General features: G+C 60.4%; 22 protein-coding genes and 1 tRNA gene. 11 read left to right on the forward strand and 12 right to left on the reverse strand.

From position 1 onward, the window contains the following. Window positions 1–11: 11 nt before the first annotated feature. The 3 genes from KIH45_RS15065 to efp form a co-directional block, all read right to left on the reverse strand. Window positions 12–95, reverse strand: a tRNA-Leu gene (locus KIH45_RS15065). Window positions 96–146: 51 nt separating this feature from the next. After that, window positions 147–968, reverse strand: a complete 822-nt coding sequence (locus KIH45_RS15070) for an inositol monophosphatase family protein (protein ID WP_213176863.1) — start codon at window positions 966–968, stop codon at window positions 147–149. Between the two features lie 12 nt (window positions 969–980). Continuing rightward, window positions 981–1544 (reverse strand): elongation factor P, encoded by a 564-nt coding sequence (gene efp / locus KIH45_RS15075; RefSeq protein ID WP_213176864.1) that lies wholly within the window; start codon window positions 1542–1544, stop codon window positions 981–983. Window positions 1545–1740: 196 nt separating this feature from the next. Here efp and KIH45_RS15080 point away from each other — a divergent pair, with 196 nt between their 5' ends. The 10 genes from KIH45_RS15080 (at window position 1741) to KIH45_RS15125 (ending at window position 12695) form a co-directional block, all read left to right on the forward strand. Next, on the forward strand, window positions 1741–2280 hold the full coding sequence (locus tag KIH45_RS15080; RefSeq protein ID WP_213176865.1) for an adenine phosphoribosyltransferase: 540 nt from the start codon (window positions 1741–1743) through the stop codon (window positions 2278–2280). A 132-nt stretch (window positions 2281–2412) separates the two neighbouring features. Continuing rightward, window positions 2413–4029: a peptide ABC transporter substrate-binding protein gene (locus KIH45_RS15085; protein WP_213176866.1), complete on the forward strand. Its 1617-nt coding sequence runs from the start codon at window positions 2413–2415 to the stop codon at window positions 4027–4029. A 62-nt stretch (window positions 4030–4091) separates the two neighbouring features. Then, window positions 4092–5009 (forward strand): ABC transporter permease, encoded by a 918-nt coding sequence (locus tag KIH45_RS15090; protein WP_066764289.1) that lies wholly within the window; start codon window positions 4092–4094, stop codon window positions 5007–5009. Next, entirely contained in the window at window positions 5002–5943 is a 942-nt protein-coding gene (locus tag KIH45_RS15095; RefSeq protein WP_213176867.1) for an ABC transporter permease, read from the forward strand. The genes KIH45_RS15090 and KIH45_RS15095 overlap by 8 nt, the downstream gene beginning before the upstream one ends. 4 nt (window positions 5944–5947) lie before the next feature. Then, entirely contained in the window at window positions 5948–6991 is a 1044-nt protein-coding gene (locus KIH45_RS15100; RefSeq protein ID WP_213176868.1) for an ABC transporter ATP-binding protein, read from the forward strand. After that, window positions 6988–8037, forward strand: a complete 1050-nt coding sequence (locus KIH45_RS15105; protein WP_213176869.1) for an ABC transporter ATP-binding protein — start codon at window positions 6988–6990, stop codon at window positions 8035–8037. The genes KIH45_RS15100 and KIH45_RS15105 overlap by 4 nt, the downstream gene beginning before the upstream one ends. Window positions 8038–8182: 145 nt before the next feature. Further along, complete coding sequence (gene cysD / locus KIH45_RS15110) at window positions 8183–9136, forward strand: sulfate adenylyltransferase subunit CysD (RefSeq protein WP_337925497.1); 954 nt, start codon at window positions 8183–8185, stop codon at window positions 9134–9136. After that, a complete protein-coding gene (gene cysN, locus KIH45_RS15115) occupies window positions 9136–11061 on the forward strand; it encodes a sulfate adenylyltransferase subunit CysN (RefSeq protein WP_213176871.1) in 1926 nt (641 codons plus the stop codon). Before cysD ends, cysN begins: the two co-directional genes overlap by 1 nt. An 11-nt stretch (window positions 11062–11072) precedes the next feature. Further along, window positions 11073–11792, forward strand: coding sequence for a 3'(2'),5'-bisphosphate nucleotidase CysQ (locus KIH45_RS15120; protein ID WP_420481943.1), 720 nt, complete (start codon window positions 11073–11075; stop codon window positions 11790–11792). Between the two features lie 111 nt (window positions 11793–11903). Beyond that, entirely contained in the window at window positions 11904–12695 is a 792-nt protein-coding gene (locus KIH45_RS15125) for a phytanoyl-CoA dioxygenase family protein (protein ID WP_213176873.1), read from the forward strand. A gap of 162 nt (window positions 12696–12857) precedes the next feature. Here KIH45_RS15125 and KIH45_RS15130 read toward each other — a convergent pair whose 3' ends face one another. Continuing rightward, window positions 12858–13625 carry a tyrosine-protein phosphatase gene (locus KIH45_RS15130; protein ID WP_213176874.1) on the reverse strand — a complete coding sequence of 256 codons (768 nt, stop codon included), beginning with the start codon at window positions 13623–13625 and terminating at the stop codon, window positions 12858–12860. Between the two features lie 243 nt (window positions 13626–13868). Next, window positions 13869–14999 carry a DUF3500 domain-containing protein gene (locus tag KIH45_RS15135; RefSeq protein ID WP_213176875.1) on the reverse strand — a complete coding sequence of 377 codons (1131 nt, stop codon included), beginning with the start codon at window positions 14997–14999 and terminating at the stop codon, window positions 13869–13871. 180 nt (window positions 15000–15179) lie between these two features. On the opposite strand from KIH45_RS15135, the gene KIH45_RS15140 reads away from it, so the two are divergent. Then, window positions 15180–16559 (forward strand): phenylacetate--CoA ligase family protein, encoded by a 1380-nt coding sequence (locus KIH45_RS15140; protein ID WP_213176876.1) that lies wholly within the window; start codon window positions 15180–15182, stop codon window positions 16557–16559. A 56-nt stretch (window positions 16560–16615) separates the two neighbouring features. Here KIH45_RS15140 and KIH45_RS15145 read toward each other — a convergent pair whose 3' ends face one another. The 7 genes from KIH45_RS15145 to KIH45_RS15175 all read right to left on the reverse strand — a co-directional run bounded on the left by KIH45_RS15145 (window position 16616) and on the right by KIH45_RS15175 (window position 24088). Next, complete coding sequence (locus tag KIH45_RS15145) at window positions 16616–17905, reverse strand: O-acetylhomoserine aminocarboxypropyltransferase (protein WP_213176877.1); 1290 nt, start codon at window positions 17903–17905, stop codon at window positions 16616–16618. 173 nt (window positions 17906–18078) lie between these two features. Continuing rightward, complete coding sequence (locus KIH45_RS15150) at window positions 18079–19161, reverse strand: HupE/UreJ family protein (protein WP_213176878.1); 1083 nt, start codon at window positions 19159–19161, stop codon at window positions 18079–18081. A 16-nt stretch (window positions 19162–19177) separates the two neighbouring features. Next, the gene (locus KIH45_RS15155) at window positions 19178–20605 is read right to left on the reverse strand and encodes a tetratricopeptide repeat protein (protein ID WP_213176879.1); all 1428 of its coding nucleotides are present in this window, start codon (window positions 20603–20605) and stop codon (window positions 19178–19180) included. Beyond that, window positions 20605–21330, reverse strand: a complete 726-nt coding sequence (locus KIH45_RS15160; protein WP_225899961.1) for a DUF4331 family protein — start codon at window positions 21328–21330, stop codon at window positions 20605–20607. Before KIH45_RS15160 ends, KIH45_RS15155 begins: the two co-directional genes overlap by 1 nt. Further along, on the reverse strand, window positions 21330–21995 hold the full coding sequence (locus KIH45_RS15165; protein WP_213176881.1) for a DUF4331 family protein: 666 nt from the start codon (window positions 21993–21995) through the stop codon (window positions 21330–21332). Before KIH45_RS15165 ends, KIH45_RS15160 begins: the two co-directional genes overlap by 1 nt. Window positions 21996–22856: 861 nt before the next feature. Further along, complete coding sequence (locus KIH45_RS15170; RefSeq protein ID WP_213176882.1) at window positions 22857–23486, reverse strand: DUF2231 domain-containing protein; 630 nt, start codon at window positions 23484–23486, stop codon at window positions 22857–22859. Between the two features lie 233 nt (window positions 23487–23719). Beyond that, on the reverse strand, window positions 23720–24088 hold the full coding sequence (locus KIH45_RS15175; protein ID WP_225899962.1) for a hypothetical protein: 369 nt from the start codon (window positions 24086–24088) through the stop codon (window positions 23720–23722). Between the last annotated feature and the right edge of the window lie 225 nt (window positions 24089–24313).

Below are 24313 nucleotides of genomic sequence, written 5' to 3' on the forward strand. Positions count from 1 at the left end.
ATTCCCGGTAATGGTGCCCCTGGCCCGACTCGAACGGGCACGTCCTAAGACAAACGATTTTGAGTCGTTCGCGTCTACCATTCCGCCACAGGGGCCCGCTGCAAGTGCATGCGGGACGACGCTCTTAACCGCGCCGCCCGCGTGCTTCAAGCAGACTTCAATGCACCGACCAGAAGCTTGTGCAGGCGCGAGTGCAGAACGTCGTTACCGGCAAGGATCGTCTGGTCGCAGATCTGTTCGGACCGGCCGCGCCAGTCCGACACGAAGCCGCCGGCTTCGCGCACCAGGAGACAGCCTGCGGCCGTATCCCAGGGCTTGAGGCCCGATTCCCAGAAACCTTCGTAACGGCCCGCAGCAACCCACGCGAGGTCGAGTGAAGCCGTACCGTAGCGGCGAATGCCCGCAACGCGCGGAGCGATCTCACCCGCGATCTTGGCCCATTCGGAAAAGTTGCCGGCGCCTGCGAAGGGAATGCCCGTCGCGATCAGCGATTCGGTAAGTTCGCGCCGGCCCGAAACGCGAAGACGCGCATCGTGAAGCCATGCGCCGCGGCTCTTTTCGGCCCAGTACGTCTCGTCGGTGACGGGCTGATAGACGACGGCGTGCGTCACCTCACCCCAACCCGAACCGTCGAGCTTGGGCTCCTGCACCGCGATCGAGATCGCGAAGTGCGGAAGGCCGTGAAGGAAGTTCGACGTGCCATCCAGCGGGTCGATGATGAAGCGTGGCTTGCCGTCCTCACCCTCGATCTCGCCGGATTCCTCGAGCAGGAAGCCCCAGCCCGGGCGTGCGGTGCGCAGTTCTTCCCAAAGCGTGCGTTCAGCGGCGCGGTCGGCCTTCGACACGAAGTCTGCAGGCCCCTTGCGGCTGGCCTGCAGGTGTTCGACTTCGCCGAAGTCGCGGCGCAGGCGCGAGCCGGCCTTGCGGGCGGCGCGCTCCATGACGCGGATAAGTCCGGTAATTGCCATCTCGTCTTACCCTTACGAGGCCTTGCCCACGTAAGTACGCTCGTACACGTCGACGACGATGCGCGTGCCGCTTTCGATGTGCGGCGGCACCATGACGCGCACGCCGTTTTCGAGCACGGCGGGCTTGTAGCTCGACGAAGCGGTCTGGCCCTTAACTACGGCGTCGGCCTCGACGATGTTAGCCTCGACCTGTTCGGGAAGCTGCACCGAGATCGGCTTTTCTTCCCAGAGTTCGAGCAGGACCTGCATGCCGTCTTCAAGGAAGGCCGCCGCATCGCCCAGCAGGTCTGCGGGAAGCATGATCTGTTCGAAGGTCTCGGTATCCATGAAGACGAGCATGTCGTCTTCGGCGTAGAGATACTGGAAGTCCTTGGTATCGAGACGCACGCGTTCGACCGTGTCGGCGCTACGGAAGCGGACGTTGGTCTTGCGGCCATCCTGCAGGTTCTTCATTTCGACCTGCATGTAGGCGCCGCCCTTGCCGGGCTGCGTGTGCTGGATCTTGGCAACCTTCCAGATGCCGCCTTCGTATTCGATGATGTTGCCGGGGCGAATGTCGACGCCGCTGATCTTCATGGTGCTTCAGCCTGTGAAAGAACGTGGATTCCTGTCGGAAAGCGCCGCCCTTAGCGGCAAGGACGCCGCGCGGCAAGCAAGCGCTGCTGTCATAAAGCGGCCCGCCCGATATCGTTCCTGTCCCGCACAGGCGTTGCGGGGGCGAAAGGCTTTCCCTATCGTCGCGTCCGCAACCACAGGAGGCCCGGTTCCGCACATGGATGACAATGGCGATCTCAAAGACCTGATCCGCACGATCCCAGACCATCCCAAGCCCGGAATCATGTTCCGCGACATCTCGACGCTCATGCTCGAAGGCGGGGCATTCCATGAAACGATCGACCGCCTTGCCGACCTGATCGAGGGCGAGGAGCCAGATCTTGTGGCCGGGATCGAGGCGCGCGGCTTCGTCTTCGCCTCCGCCCTTGCCTATCGCCTGCGCTGCGGCGTCCTGATGATGCGTAAGTCGGGCAAGCTGCCCGGATCGCGCGTGTCCATCGAATATGCGCTCGAATACGGCACCGACATGCTGGAAATGCACGACGATGCCTGCGGGCCCGGTGCAAAGGTCGTGCTGGTCGATGACCTGCTGGCAACCGGCGGGACCGCACTGGCGGCAGTGGAGCTGCTGCGCGGGCGCGGCGCCCATGTCGATCAGGCGCTATTCGTGATCGACCTGCCCGAGCTTGGCGGCGCGAAGAAGTTGCGCCAGGCCGATATTTCGCCGCTATCCCTTGTCGAGTTCGAGGGCGAATAATTCTTTTCAAGGCCTGTGCGCCTTTACCGCGTTGCAGCAAGCAGAACCGGGAAAAAACGGCGCGTTCAGGCGTTGTTCGGGGATACTGTGCTTGCGAGGCGCAATAAAATTTCATACCCGTGAAGGATGCAAATGAAACTACTTCGAAATGTCATCCTGGCTGCGTGCATGGGTCTCGGCCTCGCATCGTGCGGAGATCGTGAACGCGCCACCGACGTTGCCGCACGCGAAGGTGTGCTGATGATGGGCAACGGTTCGGAGCCCAAGGGCCTCGACCCCCATCTCGTCACCGGCGTGCCGGAAAACAAGATCATCTCGGCCCTTCTCGAAGGGCTGATTTCGTATCACCCGACCGACGACCTGAAGCCCGAACCGGGCATGGCGGAATCGTGGGAAAGCAACGACGACTACACCGTCTGGACCTTCAAGCTTCGCGACGCCAAGTGGTCGAACGGCGATCCGGTCCGCGCCGGTGACTTCGCCTATAGCTGGGAGCGCATGCTGACCCCGGCACTGGGCGCCGAATATGCCCCGATGCTTTACGTCATCAAGGGCGCGCAGGCGTTCCACAACAGCGAGACGGACGATTTCTCGACCGTCGGCGTCAAGGTCATCGACGACAAGACGCTTGAAGTTACGCTCGAAGGGCCGACCCCTTACTTCCTCAACATGTTGAAGCACTACAGCTTCTTCCCTGTAAACCCGCGGGTGGTCGAGGAATTCGGCGGCATGGCCGACCGCTCAAGCCGTTGGTCCACGTTTGAAAACTATGTCGGCAACGGTCCGTTCGTTCTGAAGGAATGGGTCACCAACCAGGTCATCCGGGTCGAGCCGAACCCGACCTACTGGGACGCCGGAACGGTCAAGCTCAAGGGTATCGAGTTCTACCCCGTCGAGAACGCGGCGACCGAGGAAACGATGTTCCGCGGCGGCCGACTGCACATGACCAACACGGTTCAGCCCGACAAGATTCCGATCTTCAAGGAGAAGATGGCGAACGAGCTCAAGATCGAGCCCTATCTCGGCACCTACTTCTACCGCGTAAACGTGACGCGTCCGCCGTTCGACAATCCGAAGGTGCGTGAAGCGCTTGCAGTCTCGTTCGACAAGCAGCTGCTCGTCGAAAAGGTGACCAAGGGCGGTCAGGCTCCGGCCACCGGATACGTTCCGGCCGGCATTCCGGGCTATGCGACTTCTGACAAGGTGCAGTACGATCCCGAACGCGGTCGTCAGCTTCTGGCAGAGGCTGGGTATCCAGACGGCAAGGGCTTCCCCAATGCGGAAATCCTGATCAACACGTCCGAGGCACACCGCAAGATCGCCGAAGCCATGCAGGCCATGTGGAAGCAGAACCTGGGCATCAACGTCGGCATCTACAATCAGGAGTGGAAGGTCTATCTCGATAGCCAGTCCAACCTCGACTACGACATCTCGCGGTCGGCCTGGATCGGTGACTATGTGCACCCGTCGACCTTCATCGACATGTTCACGACCGGCAACGGCAACAACGACACTGGCTGGGCGAGCCCGCAGTACGACCGTCTCGTTGCGCAGGCACAGGTCGCCAGCAGCGAGGATGAACGTCTCGGTCTGCTTCGCGATGCGGAAAACCTGCTGTTGACCGAACTGCCGATCGTGCCGGTTTACTGGTACACCCGCGTGTATCTGAAGGATCCGCGCATTCAGGGCTGGAATCCGAAACTGCTGGACAACCACCCCTACAAGTACGTTTCCATCAACGCCGAGTGACACGAAACTGGCGGGCGGCCTTTAACCGAGCCGCCCGCTTCCAGAAGCGAGCTTAAGCGCCAATGGCAAAATTCATCACACTCCGCTTCCTGCAGGGCATCCTTGTCCTGCTGGGCATATATGCGGTGACATTCTTCCTCGTCGCGGCGACGCCGGGCAGCCCGTTCAGTTCCGAACGCGCGATCCAGCCCGAGATCCTCGCCCAGATCGAGGCGTTCTACGGCTATGACAAGCCGACTTCGGAACGCTTCATCGTCTCCCTCGGCAATATCCTGCACGGCGATTTCGGCCCCAGCGCGGTTTACGCGAACCGTTCGGTCACCGACATCATCGCCGAAAGCTTTCCGGTCTCGCTGAAGCTGGGTTCGATCTCGCTCGCGATCGCACTGCTGCTGGGCATTCCGGCGGGCATCCTTGCCGCGGTGAAGAAGAACACCTGGCTCGATTATGTGCCCATGTCGACGGCGATGGCCGGCATCTGTTTGCCGACGTTCGTCATGGGCCCGTTGCTAGCTCTCGTCTTTGGCCTGATCTTCGCGGTCCTGCCGGTGGCGGGCTGGTTCGGGCCTGAATTCGTCGTCCTGCCGTCGGCTACCTTGGGCCTCTACTACGCCGCCTATTTCGCGCGTCTGACGCGTGGCGGCATGCTCGAAATGCTCAACCAGGACTGGGTCCGCACGGCGCGGGCCAAGGGCGTGCCGGAACGCACGATCGTGTGGAAGCACTGCCTCAAGGGCGGTCTCATCCCCGCCATCACGTTCCTCGGCCCTGCCCTTGCCGGCATCATTTCCGGCTCGTTCGTCGTTGAAACGATCTTCCAGGTGCCCGGACTTGGCCAGTGGTTCGTGAAGGGCGCGCTCAACCGCGACGACTTCCTGATCCTCGGCCTCACGGTCCTTTTCGCATCGCTGATCGTGCTCATGAACCTTCTGGTCGACATCGCACAGGTCGCCCTTAACCCACGGCTGAAGTATGACTGATCATTCCGAAACCGCCGTTCTCGGCAATGAAGCAGCCCCGCTGCCCAAGCACAGCGCGTCGGAGATCGCCGAAGAGGAGCTGATCGAGGGTTCTTCCCTTTGGAAGGACGCCTGGTCGCGCCTGAAGAAGAACAAGCTGGCCGTGGCCAGCCTCGTGATCTTCCTGCTGATCTGCGTCTTCTGCGTCGTCGGCCCGTTCCTTGTGCCCTACGACAGCCAGGAACAGGACCTGTTCCTTGGCGCGACCGGCCCTTCGGCCGAGCACTGGTTTGGCACCGATACGCTTGGCCGCGACCTCCTCGTCCGCACCATGGAAGGTGGCCGCATCTCGCTGATGGTCGGTCTCGTCGCGACGGTTGTCTCGCTGGCCATCGGCGTGATCTACGGCGCGACCGCGGGCTATCTCGGCGGCAAGGTCGATGCGGCGATGATGCGTTTCGTCGACCTGCTCTATGCCCTGCCCTTCACGATCTTCGTCATCCTGCTGATGGTCGCTTTCGGGCGGTCGATGTGGCTGATGTTCGTCGCGATCGGCTGCGTCGAGTGGCTTTCGATGGCGCGTATCGTCCGCTCGGGCGTGCTCGGCCTCAAGAAGCAGGAATTCGTCGAGGCGGCGGTTTCGCTGGGCTACAGCCACAAGCGCATCATCCTGCGCCACCTGATTCCCAACGTGCTCGGCCCCGTCATCGTCATCGCGACGCTGACCGTGCCTGCCGTCATGCTGCTGGAGGCGTTCCTGTCGTTCCTCGGCCTTGGCGTTCAGCCGCCGAATGCGTCGTGGGGCGTTCTCATCAACGAAGGTCAGCAGAACATGGAGATTTTCCCGTGGCTGCTGATGTTCCCCGCCTTCTTCTTTGCCCTCACCCTGTTCTGCCTGAACTTCCTGGGTGATGGCCTGCGCGACGCGCTCGACCCCAAGAGCGCGAAGGACTGATCACATGGCGCTACTCGAAGTCAAAGACCTCAGGACATCGTTCTATACCCGCGACGGCATCGTTCGCGCGGTGGACGGCGTCTCCTTCTCGCTCGACAAGGGCGAGACGCTGGGCATCGTCGGCGAATCCGGTTCCGGCAAGTCAGTGACCTGCTATTCGCTGATGCGGCTGATCCCGGAACCTCCGGGCCGGATCGACGGCGGCACGGCCATGTTCGATGGCCAGGACCTCCTGACGATGAGCCAGAAGGAACTGCGCAAGATCCGCGGAAAGCGGATCAGCATGATCTTCCAGGACCCGATGACGTCGCTGAATCCGTTCCTGCGGATCTCGACCCAGCTGATCGAGGCGCTGCGCCTCCACTACGACGTCGACAAAAAGACCGCGATCAACAAGGCGATCGCGGCGCTGGAAGAAGTCGGCATCCCCGAAGCTGCCAAGCGCGTGCACAACTACCCGCACGAGTTTTCGGGCGGCATGCGTCAGCGCGTGATGATCGCGATGGCCCTGATCACCGAACCCGACCTGCTGATCGCGGACGAGCCGACGACCGCGCTCGACGTGACGGTGCAGGCGCAGATCATGGACATCATCAAGAAACGTCAGGAAGACCTCGGCACCGCGGTCATACTGATCACGCACGATCTGGGCGTCGTTGCCGGCACCTGCGACAAGGTGAACGTGATGTACGGCGGCCGCATGATGGAAAGCGGCACGGCCGAGCAGGTCTTCTACGAGGCCAAGCACCCCTATACCCGGTCCTTGCAGAAGACGATCCCGTCGCTGCAGACCAAGGGCGAGGAACTTTACACCATCCCCGGACTGCCACCAGACGTGTCGAAGCCGATCCACGGCTGCGCCTTCTATCCGCGTTGTCCCTATCCCAAGACCGGCAAGCCCGAGGGCGATCGCCCGTCGCTGGTCGAGATGGCTGACGGCCACTGCTATGCCGACTGCGGCTTCTGTGACAGCTCGGCCCCGATCGAGACGGTCCTGGCCAAGAATGACAGCCCCGACGAAGTCGAACAGGCGGGAGCAGCCGAATGAGCGAGCATGTAGAACCCGCCGTGCCGGTCGATCCGAAGAACGACTTCCTCGTCCTCGATGACGTTCACACCCATTTCGACATGGGAAAGACGCTGCTGACGCGCGAAAGCAAGGGCGTTGTGAAGGCCGTTGATGGCGTGACGCTGACCGTGAAGGAAGGCGAGATTCTTGGTCTCGTCGGCGAATCCGGTTGCGGCAAGTCGACCCTGTCGCGCACCGTGATGCAGCTGATCCGTCCGACGTCGGGCCGCATTTTCCTTGAAGGCAAGGAACTGTCGGCGCTGTCGGATACGGACATCCGCAAGGAACGCATCAACTTCCAGATGATCTTCCAGGATCCCTACGCATCACTCAACCCGCGCATGACGGTTCTCGACACGCTGTCCGAAGCGATCCGGACGCGTCACCCGAACGTGAACGGCGATGCCCTGCGCGCCCGCGTGGCGGACCTGCTGCGCACGGTCGGTCTGAACCCCAACCAGATGAAGCGCTATCCGCACGAGTTTTCGGGCGGTCAGCGTCAGCGTGTCGCCATCGCCCGCGCGCTTGCGCCCGAGCCCAAGCTGATCATCGCCGACGAGCCGGTCTCCGCGCTGGACGTGTCGATCCAGTCGCAGATCCTGAACCTGCTGAAGCGCCTGACGCGCGAGATGGGTCTGACGATGATCTTCATCAGCCACGATCTTTCGGTCGTGCGCTACATCGCGGACAGAATCGCGGTCATGTACCTTGGCCGCATCCTCGAACTGGGCGAAGCGAGCGACGTCGTCGATCATCCGCTGCACGTCTATACCCGCGCGCTGATGAGCGCGATCCCGCGGCCCGACCCGACTTCGGAAAAAACGCGAAACCGCATCGTGCTTCAGGGCGATCCACCCTCACCCATGAACCCACCCGAAGGGTGCAACTTCTGGCCGCGCAGTCCGGTCGAGCATGACGAGCGGATGAAGCACGAGGAACCCGTGCTTACCGAAATCCGGCCAAACCACTTCGCGGCCAACTGCCCGTTCTGCGTGCAAGCCGCGGCGGAAACCGAACCGGCCTGATAGACCGATTCTGACTTCGACAGGGGCGGCGAACCATCACGGTTCGCCGCCCCTTTTCGTTGGGAATATCGTCGCTAATGCCGCATTTTGTGTCGCCAAAAGAAAGTGTTTGTTGCCCGCCCTCCCATTTGGGAGGTTAGGACGTGTGCGCCGCAACCTAAGCCCATGCCTCAGGAAAGGGCCTGCAATGAGCGAACACGTAAACCTTACTCATCTCCAGCGGCTTGAGGCCGAGGCGATCCACATCATGCGCGAAGTCGTGGCCGAGGCTGAAAAGCCTGTCATGCTCTATTCGGTGGGCAAGGACAGCGCCGTCATGCTGCACTTGGCGCGCAAGGCGTTCTACCCCTCGCCGCCGCCCTTCCCCCTGCTTCACGTCGATACGACTTGGAAGTTTCAGGCCATGTACGAACTTCGCAACGAGATGGCGGAGAGGTCCGGCATGGAGCTGCTGGTCTATCAGAATCCCGAAGCGAAAGAGCGCGGGATCAACCCGTTTGACCATGGCGCGCTTCACACGGACATGTGGAAGACCGAAGGGTTGAAGCAGGCGCTCGACCTCTATGGTTTTGACGCGGCCTTCGGCGGCGCGCGCCGTGACGAGGAAAAGAGCCGCGCGAAGGAACGTGTCTTTTCCTTCCGCACTGCCAGCCATGGTTGGGACCCGAAGAACCAGCGCCCCGAGCTCTGGAACCTTTACAACGCCCGCAAAAAGAAGGGCGAAAGCATTCGCGTCTTCCCGATCTCGAACTGGACCGAGCTCGACGTGTGGCAATACATCCACCTCGAAGACATCCCGATCGTGCCGCTCTATTTCTCTGAAAAGCGCCCGACGGTTGAGCGTGACGGCATGCTTCTGATGGTCGACGACGAACGCTTTCCTCTGGCCGAAGGTGAAGAGCCGGTCATGCGCTCGATCCGGTTCCGCACGCTGGGCTGCTACCCGCTGACCGGCGCGGTGGAGAGTGAGGCCGCGACACTTCCCGAAGTGATCCAGGAAACGCTGCTGACGACTACCAGCGAACGCCAGGGCCGCGCCATCGACAAGGACGAGGGCGGTGCAGGCATGGAGAAAAAGAAGCAGGAGGGCTATTTCTGATGGCCGATACCGCCACGAACGATCCGGTCTACAAGACCGACGCGCTCATCGCCGAAGACATCGACACCTACCTGTCGACTCACCAGCACAAGACCATGCTGCGCTTCATCACTTGCGGCAGCGTGGATGACGGCAAGTCGACCCTGATCGGTCGCCTGCTCTACGATTCCAAGATGATCTTCGAGGATCAGCTTGCCGCTCTCGAAAACGACAGCAAGCGCGTTGGTACGCAGGGTCAGGAAATCGACTTCGCATTGCTGGTCGACGGCCTTGCCGCCGAACGCGAACAGGGCATCACGATCGACGTCGCCTACCGCTTCTTCAACACTGAAAAGCGCAAGTTCATCGTCGCCGACTGCCCGGGCCACGAACAGTACACGCGCAACATGATCACTGGCGCTTCGACCGCCGATCTTGCCGTTATCCTGGTCGATGCCCGCAAGGGCGTGCTCGTCCAGACGCGCCGGCACAGCTATCTTTGCAACCTGATCGGCATCAAGAACATTGTGCTGGCCGTGAACAAGATGGATCTCGTCGATTACAGCGAAGAGGTCTTCGACAAGATCGTCGCCGATTATAGTGAGTTTGCGAAGTCGATCGGCATCGAAAGCTTCACCGCGATGCCGATCTCCGGCTTCAAGGGCGACAATATCACCAAGGCTCCTTCGGCGAATACGCCGTGGTACAAGGGCCCCAGCCTCGTCGATCATCTGGAAACGGTCGAAGTCCGCTCCGCAGAGGATCAGGATAAGCCCTTCCGTATGCCGGTGCAGTGGGTGAACCGTCCAAACCTCGACTTTCGCGGCTTCTCCGGCCTGATCGCCACCGGCGGGGTGAAGCCCGGCGATGCGGTGCGCGTTCTGCCTTCGGGCAAGACCAGCACGGTGAAGTCGGTCGTCACTTTCGACGGCGAACTAGACGAAGCTGTTGCCGGCCAGTCCGTCACGCTAACGCTCGACGACGAAATCGATTGTTCACGCGGGAATGTCCTGTCGGTTGCGGACAACCCGCCCGAGGTGTCGGACCAGTTCGAAGCGTCGATTGTCTGGCTCGCTGACGAGGACCTGATCGTCGGACGCAACTACTGGCTGAAGCTGGGCACGCAGACCGTGTCCGCCGCGGTGCAGGAGCCGAAGTACAAGGTCGACGTCAACACGATGGAACACCTTGCGGCCAAGACCCTGTCGCTGAACGAGATCGGCGTCGCCGAGCTTTTCACCGACAAGTCGATCGTGTTCGAAGCCTATCAGCAGAACCGGGCACTGGGCGGCTTCATCCTGATCGACAAGATCACGAACCAGACCGTCGCCGCCGGCATGCTGAATTTCAGCCTGCGCCGCGCTCAGAACGTGCACTGGCAACCGACCGACATCACCCGCGCTGACCATGCCGCGATGAAGAACCAGAAGCCGCGCGTGCTGTGGTTCACCGGCCTGTCAGGTTCGGGCAAGTCGACCATCGCGAACGAGGTCGAAAAGCGGCTGGCGCTGATGAACCGGCACACCTTCCTGCTGGACGGTGACAACGTGCGCCACGGTCTCAACAAGGACCTCGGCTTTACCGAAGCCGACCGTATCGAAAACATCCGCCGCGTCGGCGAAGTCGCCAAGCTGATGACCGATGCAGGCCTCATTGTCCTCACCGCTTTCATCAGCCCGTTCCGTGCGGAACGCCAGATGGTGCGCGACATGCTGGCCGAGGACGAGTTCATCGAGATCTTCGTCGACACCCCGCTGGAAGTTGCCGAAGAACGCGACGTGAAGGGCCTCTACAAGAAGGCGCGATCCGGCCAATTGAAGAACTTCACCGGCATCGACAGCCCTTATGAAGCGCCGGAAAGCCCGGAGATCCGCGTCAACACGGTCGAAATGACCCCCGAGGAAGCGGCCGAGCACATCGTGCGCGCCATTCTCCCGCTCAAGTAAAGGCCATGACCATGACCGACGCAGAACTCGCCGCTCACCTGGCGGAACAGGCTGGCAAGATCCTCCTGCAGGTCCGGGCATCCGGAATGTTCGAGGGCAAGTCGCTGGGCAAGGCAGGTGACGAAACCGCGAACCAGTTCCTCGTTCACGCATTGCGCCAGCAGCGGCCGGATGATGGCCTGCTGTCGGAAGAAAGCAAGGACACCGAAGAGCGGCTTTCGAAAGAACGGGTCTGGATCGTCGATCCGGTGGACGGCACGCGTGAATATGGCGAAGAGCGCACCGACTGGGCCGTTCACGTCGGACTGGCGATCAATGGCGTGCCGGAAATCGGGGCGGTTGCCCTGCCTGGACTCGACTGCATCCTGCGCACCGACAAACCTTCAGCCTTGCCAGTTGCGCCGGAACGGCTCCGCATGGTCGTCAGCCGCACGCGCCCTGCCGCCGAAGCGGTCAGTGTATCGGAAAAGATCGGTGCCGAACTCGTCCCCATGGGAAGCGCCGGTGCCAAGGCCATGGCAATCGTCCGCGGAGAGGCAGACATCTACCTGCATTCGGGCGGCCAGTACGAATGGGACAGCTGCGCCCCCGCCGCCGTCGCCCGCGCCTATGGCCTGCACTGTACGCGCATGGATGGAACGCCGCTGATCTACAATCAGCGCGATACATATATGCCTGACCTGCTGATCTGCCGTCCCGAACACGCGCAGATGGTTCTGGACTCTATCTAGGACCTGGCAGCAGCGGTAACTTTTACGATAGCCAGCGACTAAATTTCGGAATTCGGCCGAAGACCAAACGCTTTTGAATCATTTTGGCTGTAACGGTCGACATCGCGTTTGATGATTCTTAGAATTGGCTGGATGTTTGACGATTCACCAGCCCATTACGAACGCCTGAATTCTGCAATCATCGATGAGGTTCTGACCGCAATACGCGGCAAGGGCTTTTGGGAAGCCCCTTCCTTTCTGGACAAACGAACCTGTTCGACCCTGCGGGAACTTTTGGCGACCTTTATATCCGACAATCCGGAGCATGTGGTCGGCTCGAATAAGGGTGATGAGCGGATTTGGGCGGCAGAGCATGTCTCTCCCGTCATTCGTGCATTCAAGGAAGACCCTTTCTTCGAAGAGCTTTGCACGCGCTTTTATGGCGTACCGTCACAACCGCTTTTCATAATGGCAAATCGCCTCGATCTGCGTGACGATCGGATCGTGAGATCGGGCGGACGGTGGCACAGGGACCGTGCGACACCGCAGCTAAAGGCAATGATTTACCTAAGCGACGTGACGGATGCGAACGGGCCGTTCCAGATGTATCCTTACAGCCAGGTCGAAAGCGAGGCATGGAACGACCGCTTTGAACTGGCAGGCCTGGATCCGGCAGATACACGGTGGGACGACGAGGACTTCGAGCAGTTCGAACTGGCTAATCAGGCCTATCTCAAGCAATTCACGGCCCAGGCGGGCACGCTGATCTTCTTCGACAGTTCGGTCATTCATAGCGGCAAGCCCCTAGTCGAGGGAACGCGGTACGCCCTGACGAGCTATTGCTACGAAAAAGATAAGAAGATGGTTAGGAAGGCCCGAAAGAAATGGCCGCGTGCAGCCGGTCCGATCGAGTGGGCCCAGTAGGTTCGCCGCAGATCAATTGGAAAGCGTTCGAACGAATTTTCCGGCCTTTCGCAGATCAGGCAATCCGGACGGCAACATGCGCCCATCCGTCTACCCCGTCTATGTTCAGCAAAACTTTCGATCGTCTTTCACAAGGAGCCAGCAACCCCTGCACAGTGGGCATTAGGAAGTGAGAGAAATCCTTATGGCTCCTAGCTCTTGGTCATCGATACCGAGGCGCCCGGTCACATATCCTTCAGGTCCACCGTATTCCGCGTTGAGGCGGTCGAAGAAAGTGTCGAGATAGGCTCGCTCGACCACGATCATCGGGCGCAGTACTTCGGGACGCTGTTCAAAAATCTGGCGAAAATCTGCGAGCTCGGACATTCGTTGCTCCAGCGTATCGGCCCACTCGTTCGTCAGCAGAAAGTCCGAAATGATATCTTCGTGCGGCACTTTCAGGATCGCGAGAATGAGGGCAGCAGCAGCACCAGTGCGATCCTTCCCCGCGGAACAATTGAAGACGAGCGGTACCTTTCCATCCGCAAGTCGGCGAAACAGCATCCTGAAATTGTTCGCCTGCTCTTCCGGAAACTTTCGATAGGCCTCGATGACACGACGCCGCATGACGCTGGCATCAGTGCTCTCCATCTGCGCTAGCGTGCTGAGCTTGCCCGCGCTGCTTTCGTAATCGCAGCTCACCAGTTCTGTCGGCAGGTCTTCATGCCAGGTCGTCGGCCTGTGATGACGCTCGGAATTCGTCCTAAGATCGCAGATGCTGACTATGCCCATGTGGCGTAGCGCCTGCTTACCTTCGCCATCGATTTCCGACATCACGGCCGACCGAAAAAGAGAGCCCCATCTGACGGTGCGTCCCTCCGCCGTCGCATAGCCGCCAAGATCCCGAAAGTTCTGCGCGCCAGAAATCGCCGGTTTGCGGTTTTGCTCCAAGATCACTCCCTCTCATTTTCGAAGCCGATGCACTGGCTTAGGGGGTGGAGAGGGAAAAAGAACGAGGATTTACAACGAAAACACGCCTGGCGGACATTCGGGAGAATCTTGTCCGGCCATCAGGGCTATTCTCGAAAAATTGGCGAGGAGAGATCAGACTTCATGCCGCGGCGCCAGACAAGCTCGCCAAGTCTGATCGACTGGCCGGGTACTGCTCACACTGCGCTGGAATCGCGGTCTCGGTCAGTCGGAGTGTTTTTCCTCGTAATGGCGGGCAAGCCAGCCGGCTCCATAGTCATTGGACGGATCGCGCAAAATGGAATGTACGTGATTGTAGCCACCGTCGGGAGATCTCTCGCGGATGTAATCAATCAGAACGGATGGCCCCTGCACCCGAAACATGTACCGCCCTCGCGGCTCGTCGGCCGGCCCCCACCATGCAAAGCGCAAGGATCCGAGCCCGTCCGCATCGATCGCTGCTTGCTGACGGGAAGCGGCTTCATCCGAAGCATCGCCCAGATACTCATGGACAAGGCCGTAAAGCAGCCGCCTCTGCGATGTGTCGAGATCGCTTGCTGTGATACCGAATTGGCTAAGGTGGGCGTCCTGATTGCCGGGACCTGCAAAAATGGCGGCATCGACCTCATTCGAAATAACTGCGGATTTCAACTGATTGTCACGCAGGGATGAGAGCAACGCCAGGGCGCGATCGGCTTCATGCTGCATGATCCGCCAACCGGCAAAACGCCCCTCGGGAACCACTTGCGGGCTGGCGCCGAGGAATAGCGGGAAGAATGCGATTTTGCCGTCTGACACGGTTATGCTGGCGGCATAGTGGTGACCGGTCAGAAGCCACCCCCAATCGTCATCGATCGGATTACCGAACACCCGCACGAAGAACTTTTCAGCATCATAGTTTGCAGCGAACGCGAGACCCTCGGCCTTTCGCGGATCGTCGTCCGGCAGTTGTGCGATCACCTTGTCCGTCAGGTCGCGCAAAATGTCTTCGTGCCACATGATGGTCGTCGTCTTGAGATATCCCTGACTGGAAAGCGCAGCCGAGATCATCGCATGAAGTGCCATCCGTTGCGGAGCAGTCAGGTCGGCCACGGCTACACCTGCACGCGGGGCCATGCTTACCGGAAGATTCGACCAGATTGTTCGCGCTTCGCTATCATCCAGACTGACCATCGCCTTGGCGCGCTGCTCCTCGTCCAACGCGGCGAGAAACCTTTCAGTCGCATCCTGCATCGACTGGACCCGAGCTTTTTCCAGTCCGGCATCGAGCTTTTCATGTCCAAGGACCGGATTAATCGGCACCGCCAAAACCAGAACGGCCGCGGCACATACGGTACGAAGGGCGAATGCTTTCATCATCATCTCCCCGACCCGGGAAAGACTATGGCAGGCATGCGCCGTCGACGAAACTTGTTTCGAAAGTTGATAGCGGCGGAGGGACTTGAGCCCCCGCCACGCAGATTTTCGCTACCCGCGCAGTTCCAGTGCTAAAGTGCGTGCGCGGGACAAACGTGTACCGCGGGAGAGAAAAGCGCCATGCGTTTCAGCCTTCTCAGGACACTGGCTTACCTTGCGGGCGGTCTCTGGACTGCGTCTGGCGGGCGAAAACGGATAGAGGCCAAACAGCTTCGCAACTTGCAATGCCTGGTCGAAAAAGTGCGAACCACCTCTCCACTGTTCGCCAGGCTCTACAAGAATCTGGGACCATCGAGTGAGATCAGGTTGAGCGACCTGCCGGTAACCCACAAACGGGACCTCATGCGGGAGTTCGACGAATGGCTTACCATCCGCTCTCTTTCACTGGAGCAGGTTCGCGAACACCTTAGCGATATCGAGAAGATCGGCGTTCCCTTGGAAGGCGTCGCCGTATTTCGGACTTCCGGCACATCGGGAGAGCCAGCGGTAATCGTCCTGGCCCCACGCTTTCTGGAGTACTGCTACGGAATCACTCTAGCGCGTCTTGATCGCACCCAATGGAGGCTGGCGCTTGAAGAGCGAAAATCCGGGGTCAAAGTCATTCTTACTGGCGGCAACGGCCACTTCGCGGGCGTTGGATTCGAAAGGCTGATGCGCCAGATTCTGCCCCGGCTAACGAGCACTCGGACCTTCATTGATGCAGAACAGCCTATCGCCAGCATCGTCGAAAAGCTGAATGCAATCCCCTACATCTCCAGCATCATGACTTACCCGAGCATGTTGGCGATACTGGCCAAGGAGCAGGAGGCCAGCCGGCTGCGGATCCGGCCTTTCCTGTTCCGAACTGGCGGGGAGACGCTTACGGACGAGCTTCGCAAGCGTGTCAGGTCGGCGTTTCCTGACCTGAAGCACGATATCGTCGATACATACGCCAGCACCGAATGCCTCGTCCTGTCATTCTCATGTGGCAGCGGAAGGCTGCACGTGAACGAGGACTGGGTCATCCTGGAAGCCGTCGATGACGCAATGCAGCCCATTCCCGATGGCACGCTCTCGTCCAATGCATTGCTGACCGTTCTTGCAAACGACACTCAACCATTCATCCGATACGATCTCGGCGACTGCGTACGATTCCACACCGACCAATGCCCCTGCGGCTCTCCTTTCCGAAGCTTTCAAGTCGAGGGACGTGACGCAACACTCCTGCGCGTCGGAGAGGTGACTTTGTCACCCCTCATTTTCGATCTGGAGCATGAGGAAGCTCGCCGCGTCCAACTCGTCCAGACCGGCCAGAACGATTTTGAAGTCAGGATCGAGCCTGTCGACGAGGCAGACTTCGGTACGGCCATTCAGGATATCGTTCGCAAGGTTGAAAGCGCGTTTCACGCCCATGGCCTGCAAGGCGTAACGGTAAGGGAAAGTGCCGAACCACCGCAACTGACTGCCAGCGGCAAGTTTCATGAGGTCCTGCCCTGGCGAAACGGAAGCTCGCCATCATGAGAACCGCAATGACTTGACCTGCACGCTGAGCGGACGGCGCGACATTCCGTCCGGAATCACAAGGTTTCCAGCGCCCTCTCAAGGTCGGCGATCAAATCGTCGGCATGCTCGATACCAATGGAGACACGCACCACATCGGGCCCTGCGCCAGCGGCGACGAGATCCTCTCCTTCAAGCTGGCTATGCGTTGTAGACGCGGGATGGATGATAAGTGAGCGGGTGTCCCCGATGTTAGCGAGGTGACTGAACAAGCTGACGCTCGATACCAGTTTGACGCCTGCCTCGTATCCCCCCTTTACGCCGAACGTGAATACCGACCCGCCCTTGCCGCCTAGATACTTGTCGGCAAGAGATTTGTAAGGGCTGTCGTCAAGGCCAGCATAGGATACCCAGTCGATCTTTTCGTGCTGGTTTAGCCACTTGGCGACGGCCAGGGCATTTGCGCAATGACGCTCCATTCGAAGGGCCAACGTTTCCATGCCGGTAAGCGCAAGCCACGCATTCTGCGGAGCCAACGCGGGGCCGAGATCGCGAAGACCGAGAACGCGGCAGGCAATGATGAAAGCGATCGGACCGACAGGTTCCAGCGCATCGACAAGCACTGCGCCGTGATACGACCCGTTCGGACAAGTCAGACTGGCAAACTTGTCGCCATGCGCTTTCCAGTCGAACTTACCTGAATCGACGATAACCCCGCCTACCGCATTACCGTGGCCGTTCAGGAACTTCGTCGTCGAATGCGTCACGATGTCCGCCCCGTGTTCAAAGGGGCGGCAAAGCATGGGAGTAGCCATGGTGTTGTCGACGATGAGCGGTACGCCCCCTGCGTGCGCCACGGCAGCAATCGCAGCGATGTCGGTCACCACCCCGCCGGGGTTGGCAAGGCTCTCCACGAAGACGCAGCGAGTATTCTCATCAATCGCCGCACGGACATTTTCGGGATCATCAGCATCGACGAAACGGGTTTCCCATCCGAACTTGCGGAAGGATTCGCCCATCTGGTTGAGCGAGCCACCATAGAGTTTGCGGGCCGCGACGATATTACGCCCCGGCTCCATCAAGGTGTGAAATGCGATAAGCTGCGCCGCATGCCCACTCGCAACACCAAGAGCGCCAACGCCCCCTTCAAGCGCGGCAATCTTCTTTTCCAGCACATCGTTCGTCGGGTTCATGATCCGCGAATAGATGTTGCCGAACTGCTTTAGCGAAAACAGGTCTGCGGCGTGTTCGGCGCTGTCAAAAACGTAACCGGCCGTCTGGTATATCGGCGTGATCCGCGCGTTCGTGGCCGGGTCAGGCTCGCACCCTGCATGCACAGTCATCGTTTCAAGTTTCAGATCGGCCATTGATCCCCCCGCCTCCAGTCCTGAATAATTTGGAGATCGGGTACCACTTCGCGCCGAGGACTTCCATGGCCGTCGGTGCTGCGGATCGAACAGGATTAGTTGAAAATGGCAGCGGCGGGCGGACTGGAACTCCCGACAAGCGGATCTGAGTTTTTACCTGACTGCCCCGGCATTCAAGCGATCAGGCCGGGCATACGCTGCAAAAGCCAGACACCTCCGCAAATGGCCGTAAAAGCACCGGCGACCGTGCGGAACGTTGCGAAACGTTCGTTGCGCATGAGCAGGAACAGGATCGGTAGAGCGGCGGCAAGAACGGCAAGTTGCACAAGTTCGATCCCGATATTGAACCCGAGCAACGTGGTGAGAGTTTGCGCCGGCATTCCTTCACTACCTGCCGCGAGTGTTGCAAAGGCCAGTCCGTGAATTAGCCCGAACCCGGTCGCCACGCATGCCTCCCGTCCCGGAAACAGGGGCCGAATAGCGTGCACTGCCGTGATGATCACGGACAGGGCAATCAGGGCCTCAACCGGCGCAACCGGAAGCGCCCAATTCGCAAGTCCTGCCGCGATCAGTGTGACCGAATGCCCAAGCGTGAATCCCGAAGTCACTTTGGCAAGGTTCCACAGCGCACGGCCCGGTCGCTCCATCCCTACCCAACTTCCGTTTCTCGCGATCAAGGGTGCCGAGATGAGCAGGGCGAGCAGAAACAGCAGATGGTCGAAACCGCTGACGATGTGGGACGCCCCCAACGAAATGGCGTTCAGCAATCCGCTGCTAGGAAGCGGAATGGGATCGATATGCAATGATCGGTCCACTTGCCGTAACGATCCCAGCACTTGGCGCGTCGAACCATCATCGCGAATGACGAGCGCGAAATGATCGGGAACGCGGTCGATCACCGCGGACCAATGCAGCGTGATCTTTGACGCCGCTTGTGCCGAGGGAACCTCTATCCTCGCCGTCGCCAGAAGATCCGCCGGTCCGGAGACACGCGCGAAACGAACGTCTCCGATCGTCACCGGGAGAACTTCGCCATCCGCTCCCGTCACCCGGAATCTTTCCTGCAAATAATCGAGGGCCGCAGCCCGCGCAGCGGGAGCGTTTTCGGCCTTGTTGCCCGATGCGTAAGCATATTCCGCAGCAGGCACGATGACCTTAACGACATAACCGTCTGCCACAGGCTGCAGGCGAATCTCGCTGTTGGGGGTCAAATGGGCCGCGGCGGTGTGGCTCCAGACAAGCAGGACCGCGGCCATGAACAGATGAAACAATTTAACCATGACCGAACCACGCTAGGCGAGTTTCAGGTGCAAAAATCTTGGGGTTGATGTTTTCCGCCTTCACGGTGGCATCGCGCATCGCTGCGTCGTCGCCACTCATCGCCGCGGCTTCGGCCATTGCGGCGAACATCTGCGCACTTCGCCAGCCTTCTCTTTCGGCGGCCCTGAGCTCATTCAGGGCCTGCTTCGGGTAGCCATTGGCGATCAGGGCATTGGCCATCAGGATGCGCGCTTCGCCATAGGGGCGCGCAGCAAGGTTCGCACGCGCCAGTTGCAGCGCCTTGCGCGGATTGCCGAAAGCCAGTTCGTGCTCCGCCGCGTGGGCCTGCGCGGCATGCGGCGCCTGCTGCAGGCGCTCCTGCCAGATAGCTTCGGCGCGGGCGGCCCAGCGTTCGCTCTCCGTCCGATTGCCGCGCACACGGTGGATCATCGCGAGCAAATCCATCATTTCCGGCCACTGGTGCGTCTCGATCGCCGCCTCGAGCGCGGCAATGCCTCCGTCGTAATCTCCTGCCAGAGCGAGCGCTTCGGCATTCAACGCCGCGCCAAGCGGGCTGCCCGCAAACAGGCTCTCGGATTCCCGATACCACGCAGCTGCCGAAGCATATCGCCCTTCCGCACTTTCGGTCCGGCCGATCTGCATCGCGATCTGCGCGCGCATTCGCGGTGTGTCGCCTGTCATCGATGCCGCTGCAAACAGATCCCGCGATTCGTCGAAGCGTCCCTGTGATCGGGACAGGATCGCGCGCCGGTAATATTGGAGCGATGCGTCATCGATAGCGTAGGAGGCGCGGTAGAACTCAGCAGCACCCGCCATGTCGCCGCGGTAGAGTGCGATATCTCCGCGCAATGCGGCGATCTCGGCCCGGTCCGCTCGCATCGGCTGCACCGCCAATGCCTCGGCTCCGTCCAGCGCACGTTCGGCCTTGGCAAGGTCGTGCTGCATCATCGCGACGCTTGCGATGCGCAGCCACGGCCCCGAACCCGACGGGGCAGATGCCTTCGCCTCGTCCAGCACGTCCGACGCGCGTTTCAGGTCGGCATAATCGTGCGTTAGGCCAAACCGCTGCATCAGGGCTGCTGCGCGACTTTCCTGTCGCAACCACTGCCGCGGTCCCTTTGCGACACGCTCTTTCGCCAGCGCGATCGCAGCCGCATTGGAAGCCAGCGCCGCCGCGTGATCTGCCGGGCCGTAGCCTAATGCCAGGCGCAAGTCCGAAGGGACGAGTGCCGGACGTTCGGAAACAGCGATCCGGCTTTCGGGAGAAACGGACCACTCGCCAACCGCGACCGCAGCAACTGCGGCGGCGGGCAGGAGGAGAATGCCCAGTGCGCCCTTCCAGCTCCCGCCCGCATTTCGCATAGGTGCAAAGGGCGCAGGTGCATCGCCCTCCAATGATAGCGATGCACCCCGGCCCATCAGGCTTCCGTCGCGCAGGGGGTCAGACCTGCACCAACCAGATCGTCGGCAAGCGCATTGGTGAGGCCCGTCAGCTGTTCGGTCAGCTCATCGACGAAGTCGCCGTTCGCATCGTCAGCCGGATCGGCATCGTTGTAGGCGTTCTTCTGATCCGATCCGATCAGCGCGGTCGCAACCGCAGGCATGCCCATCCTGTCCACCCGGGTATAGGATGCGGCACCGTCGCTTCTGAAGTCGAAGCCGCTACCTCCCGACGCGGTAGGCGGCGAGCCTTGCGCAGCGGCGAGGTAAGGAAACGCCGAACGGAACGCGACATCGTTCTCCGGCGGATTAAGCGGCAATCCGGCCAGCGTCCCTGCCCCGTGCGTTGCAAGGTCCAGAAAGATCACGGCAAGCGTCACATCGATGACCGGATCGGCAAGCTTGCGCCCGTTCGGAAAGCCCGAAGTGCCCGACAGGGTCAGGGTGAGCGTGTCCGGAACGACAAGATCGGCGACGGCAACACCTGGTGCCACTTCCTGCGTCAGGCAGGCCGTCACGTCGTAGCTCGCCGTCGGAGTGGGCGTAGCTGTCGGCGATGGCGTCGGACTGGGCGACGGCATCATGACCGGATCGTCCTTCATGTAGTCGTCATCGCCTCCACACCCGCTGACCAGGACGGCTGCGAGTGTGACGGGTGCAAGCCGGGCCAGCAGCGCGGCGGTCTTTCTAGCTCGAACGATCATCACAGCTGTCCTCCGAAACGTGCAGTCGTGGCCCATACGTCCACGGGATTATCGCCATTGGCGATGCGGTCCTTGGGGATGGAAATGACGACAGCCGTCAGGTTCTGGCCCGCAAAGAAATCGCGGGTGCTGTCGAACATGAGAGTGCCGGTCGCGCCCGTGTCCCTGAAGCCCTGGAGGTCGAAGAAGAACGGATCGTCGAAAAGCCCCGCGCGGGCCATCACACCGTCCTTCGTCAGGTCGGTCTCGACCGGTCCGGAAAGCGCGCCAGTAACCCCGGGCAGGCCGGAAATCTGGACGCCGAAGCTTCCGTCGACGTTACCCGGCCCGAACCGGACCTCGATCGGCATGTCCGCTGTCGTCCGCGGAGACGCATTCGACAGGTTGATCGTATAGAGCACATCGCGATCGTAGGTGCCCGGCTGGTCGGTCGCCTGCGGACCTGCAAACGTCAGCACGAGATTTACGTTGTTGTCGTCGTGCCAGGCGAAAAGGTCGGCGATATCGGCAGCCCTGTCAGGCGTTGAATCCACCGACGGGTCCGTCCGCGCCGGCGGATCGAGGTGATCGGCAGCAAATCCGCCAAGCCCGGGCATCAACAGTGCAGCGCCCACGGCCAGCGCCACCCCTCCTGCTGCCAGCGTGAGAGTACTTTTCCTGCGCATTGCCTTCTCCCGGTTCTTGTGAACCGCACGAGGCAACGGGACCGAGCGTTTCCGCACGCCCGCACACCCTGGTGCGGTGCCCACTTCTTGGCGGGCACACGCAGCTACGACGGCCAAGCCGCATCGGATGCAGCAAAGCTCAAAAAAATATGTTTCGAATGTCTGGGGCGACAGGTTGCGGGGTAGAACGCAGCCTTGGGCCAGTTCCGACCAATCGCAAACCTGAAGAAAAATGGTAGCGGAGGAGGGAAATATAGAGAGCATATAACGTGCTGATTTACCTAATAAACTTTTTGAGTCGTCTTGCAAATACCCCCATCAATACCCCCAAAATCGGACAGATGAGATAAAGCGCCTTTGGCAAACGACGACTTGTTATTGATAGTGACTGGTAAAACGAGCGTCGGCCGTTTTTGGGCCGATCAGAAGGCGAAACGCCAGGTCACGATCCATCCGCCTGATCGGACATCGAGGGCATGTCATGGTCGGGCATGGATGGCATATAGTGGCCCGCATGAGGATCGGGTGTGTTGCTAGGCTGGGCATTCACCGGCGGGGGAGTGGCCGCAGGGGACGACGCTACTACCGGAGTGCTCGCCGGTCGGTCTGGTTGCCTACCGGCAGTCGCAGCTTCACCCGACCGGTTCGTGTTGGCCTCTCCAGCGGGAGAGGCAGCGTTGTCTCTTTCGCCTTCGCCAGCACCTGTGCTCTCGGTCGGCGGGGCCGTATACAGTGGCAAGGCTTCAGCTTCTGATGAAGTGTCCTGCGTCTGATCACAGGCAGCGAGCCCTAGCCCCAATGCCGCGGCACCAAGGAGGGCAACAAACGCGTTCCGATTTGATCTGCGCATCATTCTATCCTTCAAAGCCAGGAGATACCAAGATGATTGGCACCGTGCGCAAGCTCGCCGCCCAGAAATCCCTGCACCAGCACTAGAGCGGCCATGGCAAAGATTGCGGCGCGGAACGCGGTCCGGCTCGCGGAAGCACGGCTCGCCAGATAGGCCATCGCCAGACCGAGGACCGCGATCAGCATTCCGTTCCAGCGATGAACCTGCATCGCAGTATCTCCGCCGAACCAGAGACCGGTATGGATCCAACCGAATATGGCCGCCACGACCGCCCCGGCGGTACCGCCATAAACAAGTACGCGCACTGCCGACTCTAGGCCTGTGCCCTTCCGTGCGATGACGAATAGCTCGGTGAGAGCGGCCATAAAGAACAAGGCGATCGGAAAGTGTACGGTGGCGGGATGCAGCGACTTGAGCACACCGACCACGCCCTTGTCGCCTTCGTCTGCATCTTGTCCCTTCGCCCCGTCATGATCAGCAGCCGTGTCGCCGTGCCCCTGCGCAGCCTGGATATCTTTTGACGCCGCATCGGAGACGACAGCACTGGCCGCTTCGCCGTGTTCCTTGTCGCCATGGGCCTGGGCCGGACTTATCCAGAGCAGACTGGCGACCACAATAGCCATGAATTGGATTGGTTTCATTCTCTGCGGACTCCGGTCTTGGCGACAGTCGTGCGACCTATTGTGTCGGTAATGCTCTGCGAACCCTCATCTCTTACGGTGATAGAGCGCGGCGAACGACGGCGCGTGAGGGTTCAAATTTGACTCACGCGATGGTTGGGTCTCTTGCCTTGCACAGCGCTTTGGTGAGTGTGGCCAGCCTCAGGCACAAGCGAGAGCCCGGCCACCATCTCCTAATCGTCTTGCGCCATGTTCTAGTGAGCCGCCATCTGCTCCATCATATCGTGCATCATCGTCATGCGCTGGTGACAGGCCGCCATCATATCGGAATTGCCGCCCTGCATCATGCCCGCCATGTGCTCCAGCATTTGTGCACGATGTTCGGCCATAAGCCTTTGGCGTTCGGCAGGATCGCTCGCGGCGTGGGCCTGCTGCATCAGCGCGCGCATTTCAGCCACCTTTTCGCGATGGGCCGCCATAGCGTCGGAATCCTGCATCATGTGGCCAGCGTGATCCTGCTGCTGTGCCGCAGCCTGAGCTCCGTGGTCATGCTGTTCCTGGGCCATCGCCGGAGTGGCTGTCAGGCCAGTGGCGAGAATGAGAGCTAGAGCTGTCCGTTTCATAATCGATTTCCTTACGTCGGTCATGCGATGGGTGCTGTGCGCATTCATTCTCTTTACGCAGCCAACATCTCTTCCCCTCAAACAATTTCCGCGCCCACCGGAGACGGCTGAGCCGATGACACAGCCGGTTGCAGGAATGGTGTTTTTCGGTCACCCTTTTAACCGAATCCGGTAGTGATGAATGGGACAGATCATGGTGACAACAGAGCCGTCGGAGAAGCAGTC

This window comes from Croceicoccus gelatinilyticus (genome assembly GCF_018398395.1).
Classification (GTDB): Bacteria; Pseudomonadota; Alphaproteobacteria; order Sphingomonadales; family Sphingomonadaceae; genus Croceicoccus; species Croceicoccus gelatinilyticus.

Bases quoted from the DNA above. Each gene is read 5' to 3' on its own strand.
- KIH45_RS15070 (WP_213176863.1), bottom strand. From the start codon at position 968: ATGGCAATTACCGGACTTATCCGCGTCATGGAGCGCGCCGCCCGCAAG.
- efp (WP_213176864.1), bottom strand. From the start codon at position 1,544: ATGAAGATCAGCGGCGTCGACATTCGCCCCGGCAACATCATCGAATAC.
- KIH45_RS15080 (WP_213176865.1), top strand. From the start codon at position 1,741: ATGGATGACAATGGCGATCTCAAAGACCTGATCCGCACGATCCCAGAC.
- KIH45_RS15085 (WP_213176866.1), top strand. From the start codon at position 2,413: ATGAAACTACTTCGAAATGTCATCCTGGCTGCGTGCATGGGTCTCGGC.
- KIH45_RS15090 (WP_066764289.1), top strand. From the start codon at position 4,092: ATGGCAAAATTCATCACACTCCGCTTCCTGCAGGGCATCCTTGTCCTG.
- KIH45_RS15095 (WP_213176867.1), top strand. From the start codon at position 5,002: ATGACTGATCATTCCGAAACCGCCGTTCTCGGCAATGAAGCAGCCCCG.
- KIH45_RS15100 (WP_213176868.1), top strand. From the start codon at position 5,948: ATGGCGCTACTCGAAGTCAAAGACCTCAGGACATCGTTCTATACCCGC.
- KIH45_RS15105 (WP_213176869.1), top strand. From the start codon at position 6,988: ATGAGCGAGCATGTAGAACCCGCCGTGCCGGTCGATCCGAAGAACGAC.
- cysN (WP_213176871.1), top strand. From the start codon at position 9,136: ATGGCCGATACCGCCACGAACGATCCGGTCTACAAGACCGACGCGCTC.
- KIH45_RS15120 (WP_420481943.1), top strand. From the start codon at position 11,073: ATGACCGACGCAGAACTCGCCGCTCACCTGGCGGAACAGGCTGGCAAG.
- KIH45_RS15125 (WP_213176873.1), top strand. From the start codon at position 11,904: ATGATTCTTAGAATTGGCTGGATGTTTGACGATTCACCAGCCCATTAC.
- KIH45_RS15135 (WP_213176875.1), bottom strand. From the start codon at position 14,999: ATGAAAGCATTCGCCCTTCGTACCGTATGTGCCGCGGCCGTTCTGGTT.
- KIH45_RS15140 (WP_213176876.1), top strand. From the start codon at position 15,180: ATGCGTTTCAGCCTTCTCAGGACACTGGCTTACCTTGCGGGCGGTCTC.
- KIH45_RS15145 (WP_213176877.1), bottom strand. From the start codon at position 17,905: ATGGCCGATCTGAAACTTGAAACGATGACTGTGCATGCAGGGTGCGAG.
- KIH45_RS15150 (WP_213176878.1), bottom strand. From the start codon at position 19,161: ATGGCCGCGGTCCTGCTTGTCTGGAGCCACACCGCCGCGGCCCATTTG.
- KIH45_RS15155 (WP_213176879.1), bottom strand. From the start codon at position 20,605: ATGGGCCGGGGTGCATCGCTATCATTGGAGGGCGATGCACCTGCGCCC.
- KIH45_RS15160 (WP_225899961.1), bottom strand. From the start codon at position 21,330: ATGATCGTTCGAGCTAGAAAGACCGCCGCGCTGCTGGCCCGGCTTGCA.
- KIH45_RS15165 (WP_213176881.1), bottom strand. From the start codon at position 21,995: ATGCGCAGGAAAAGTACTCTCACGCTGGCAGCAGGAGGGGTGGCGCTG.
- KIH45_RS15170 (WP_213176882.1), bottom strand. From the start codon at position 23,486: ATGAAACCAATCCAATTCATGGCTATTGTGGTCGCCAGTCTGCTCTGG.
- KIH45_RS15175 (WP_225899962.1), bottom strand. From the start codon at position 24,088: ATGAAACGGACAGCTCTAGCTCTCATTCTCGCCACTGGCCTGACAGCC.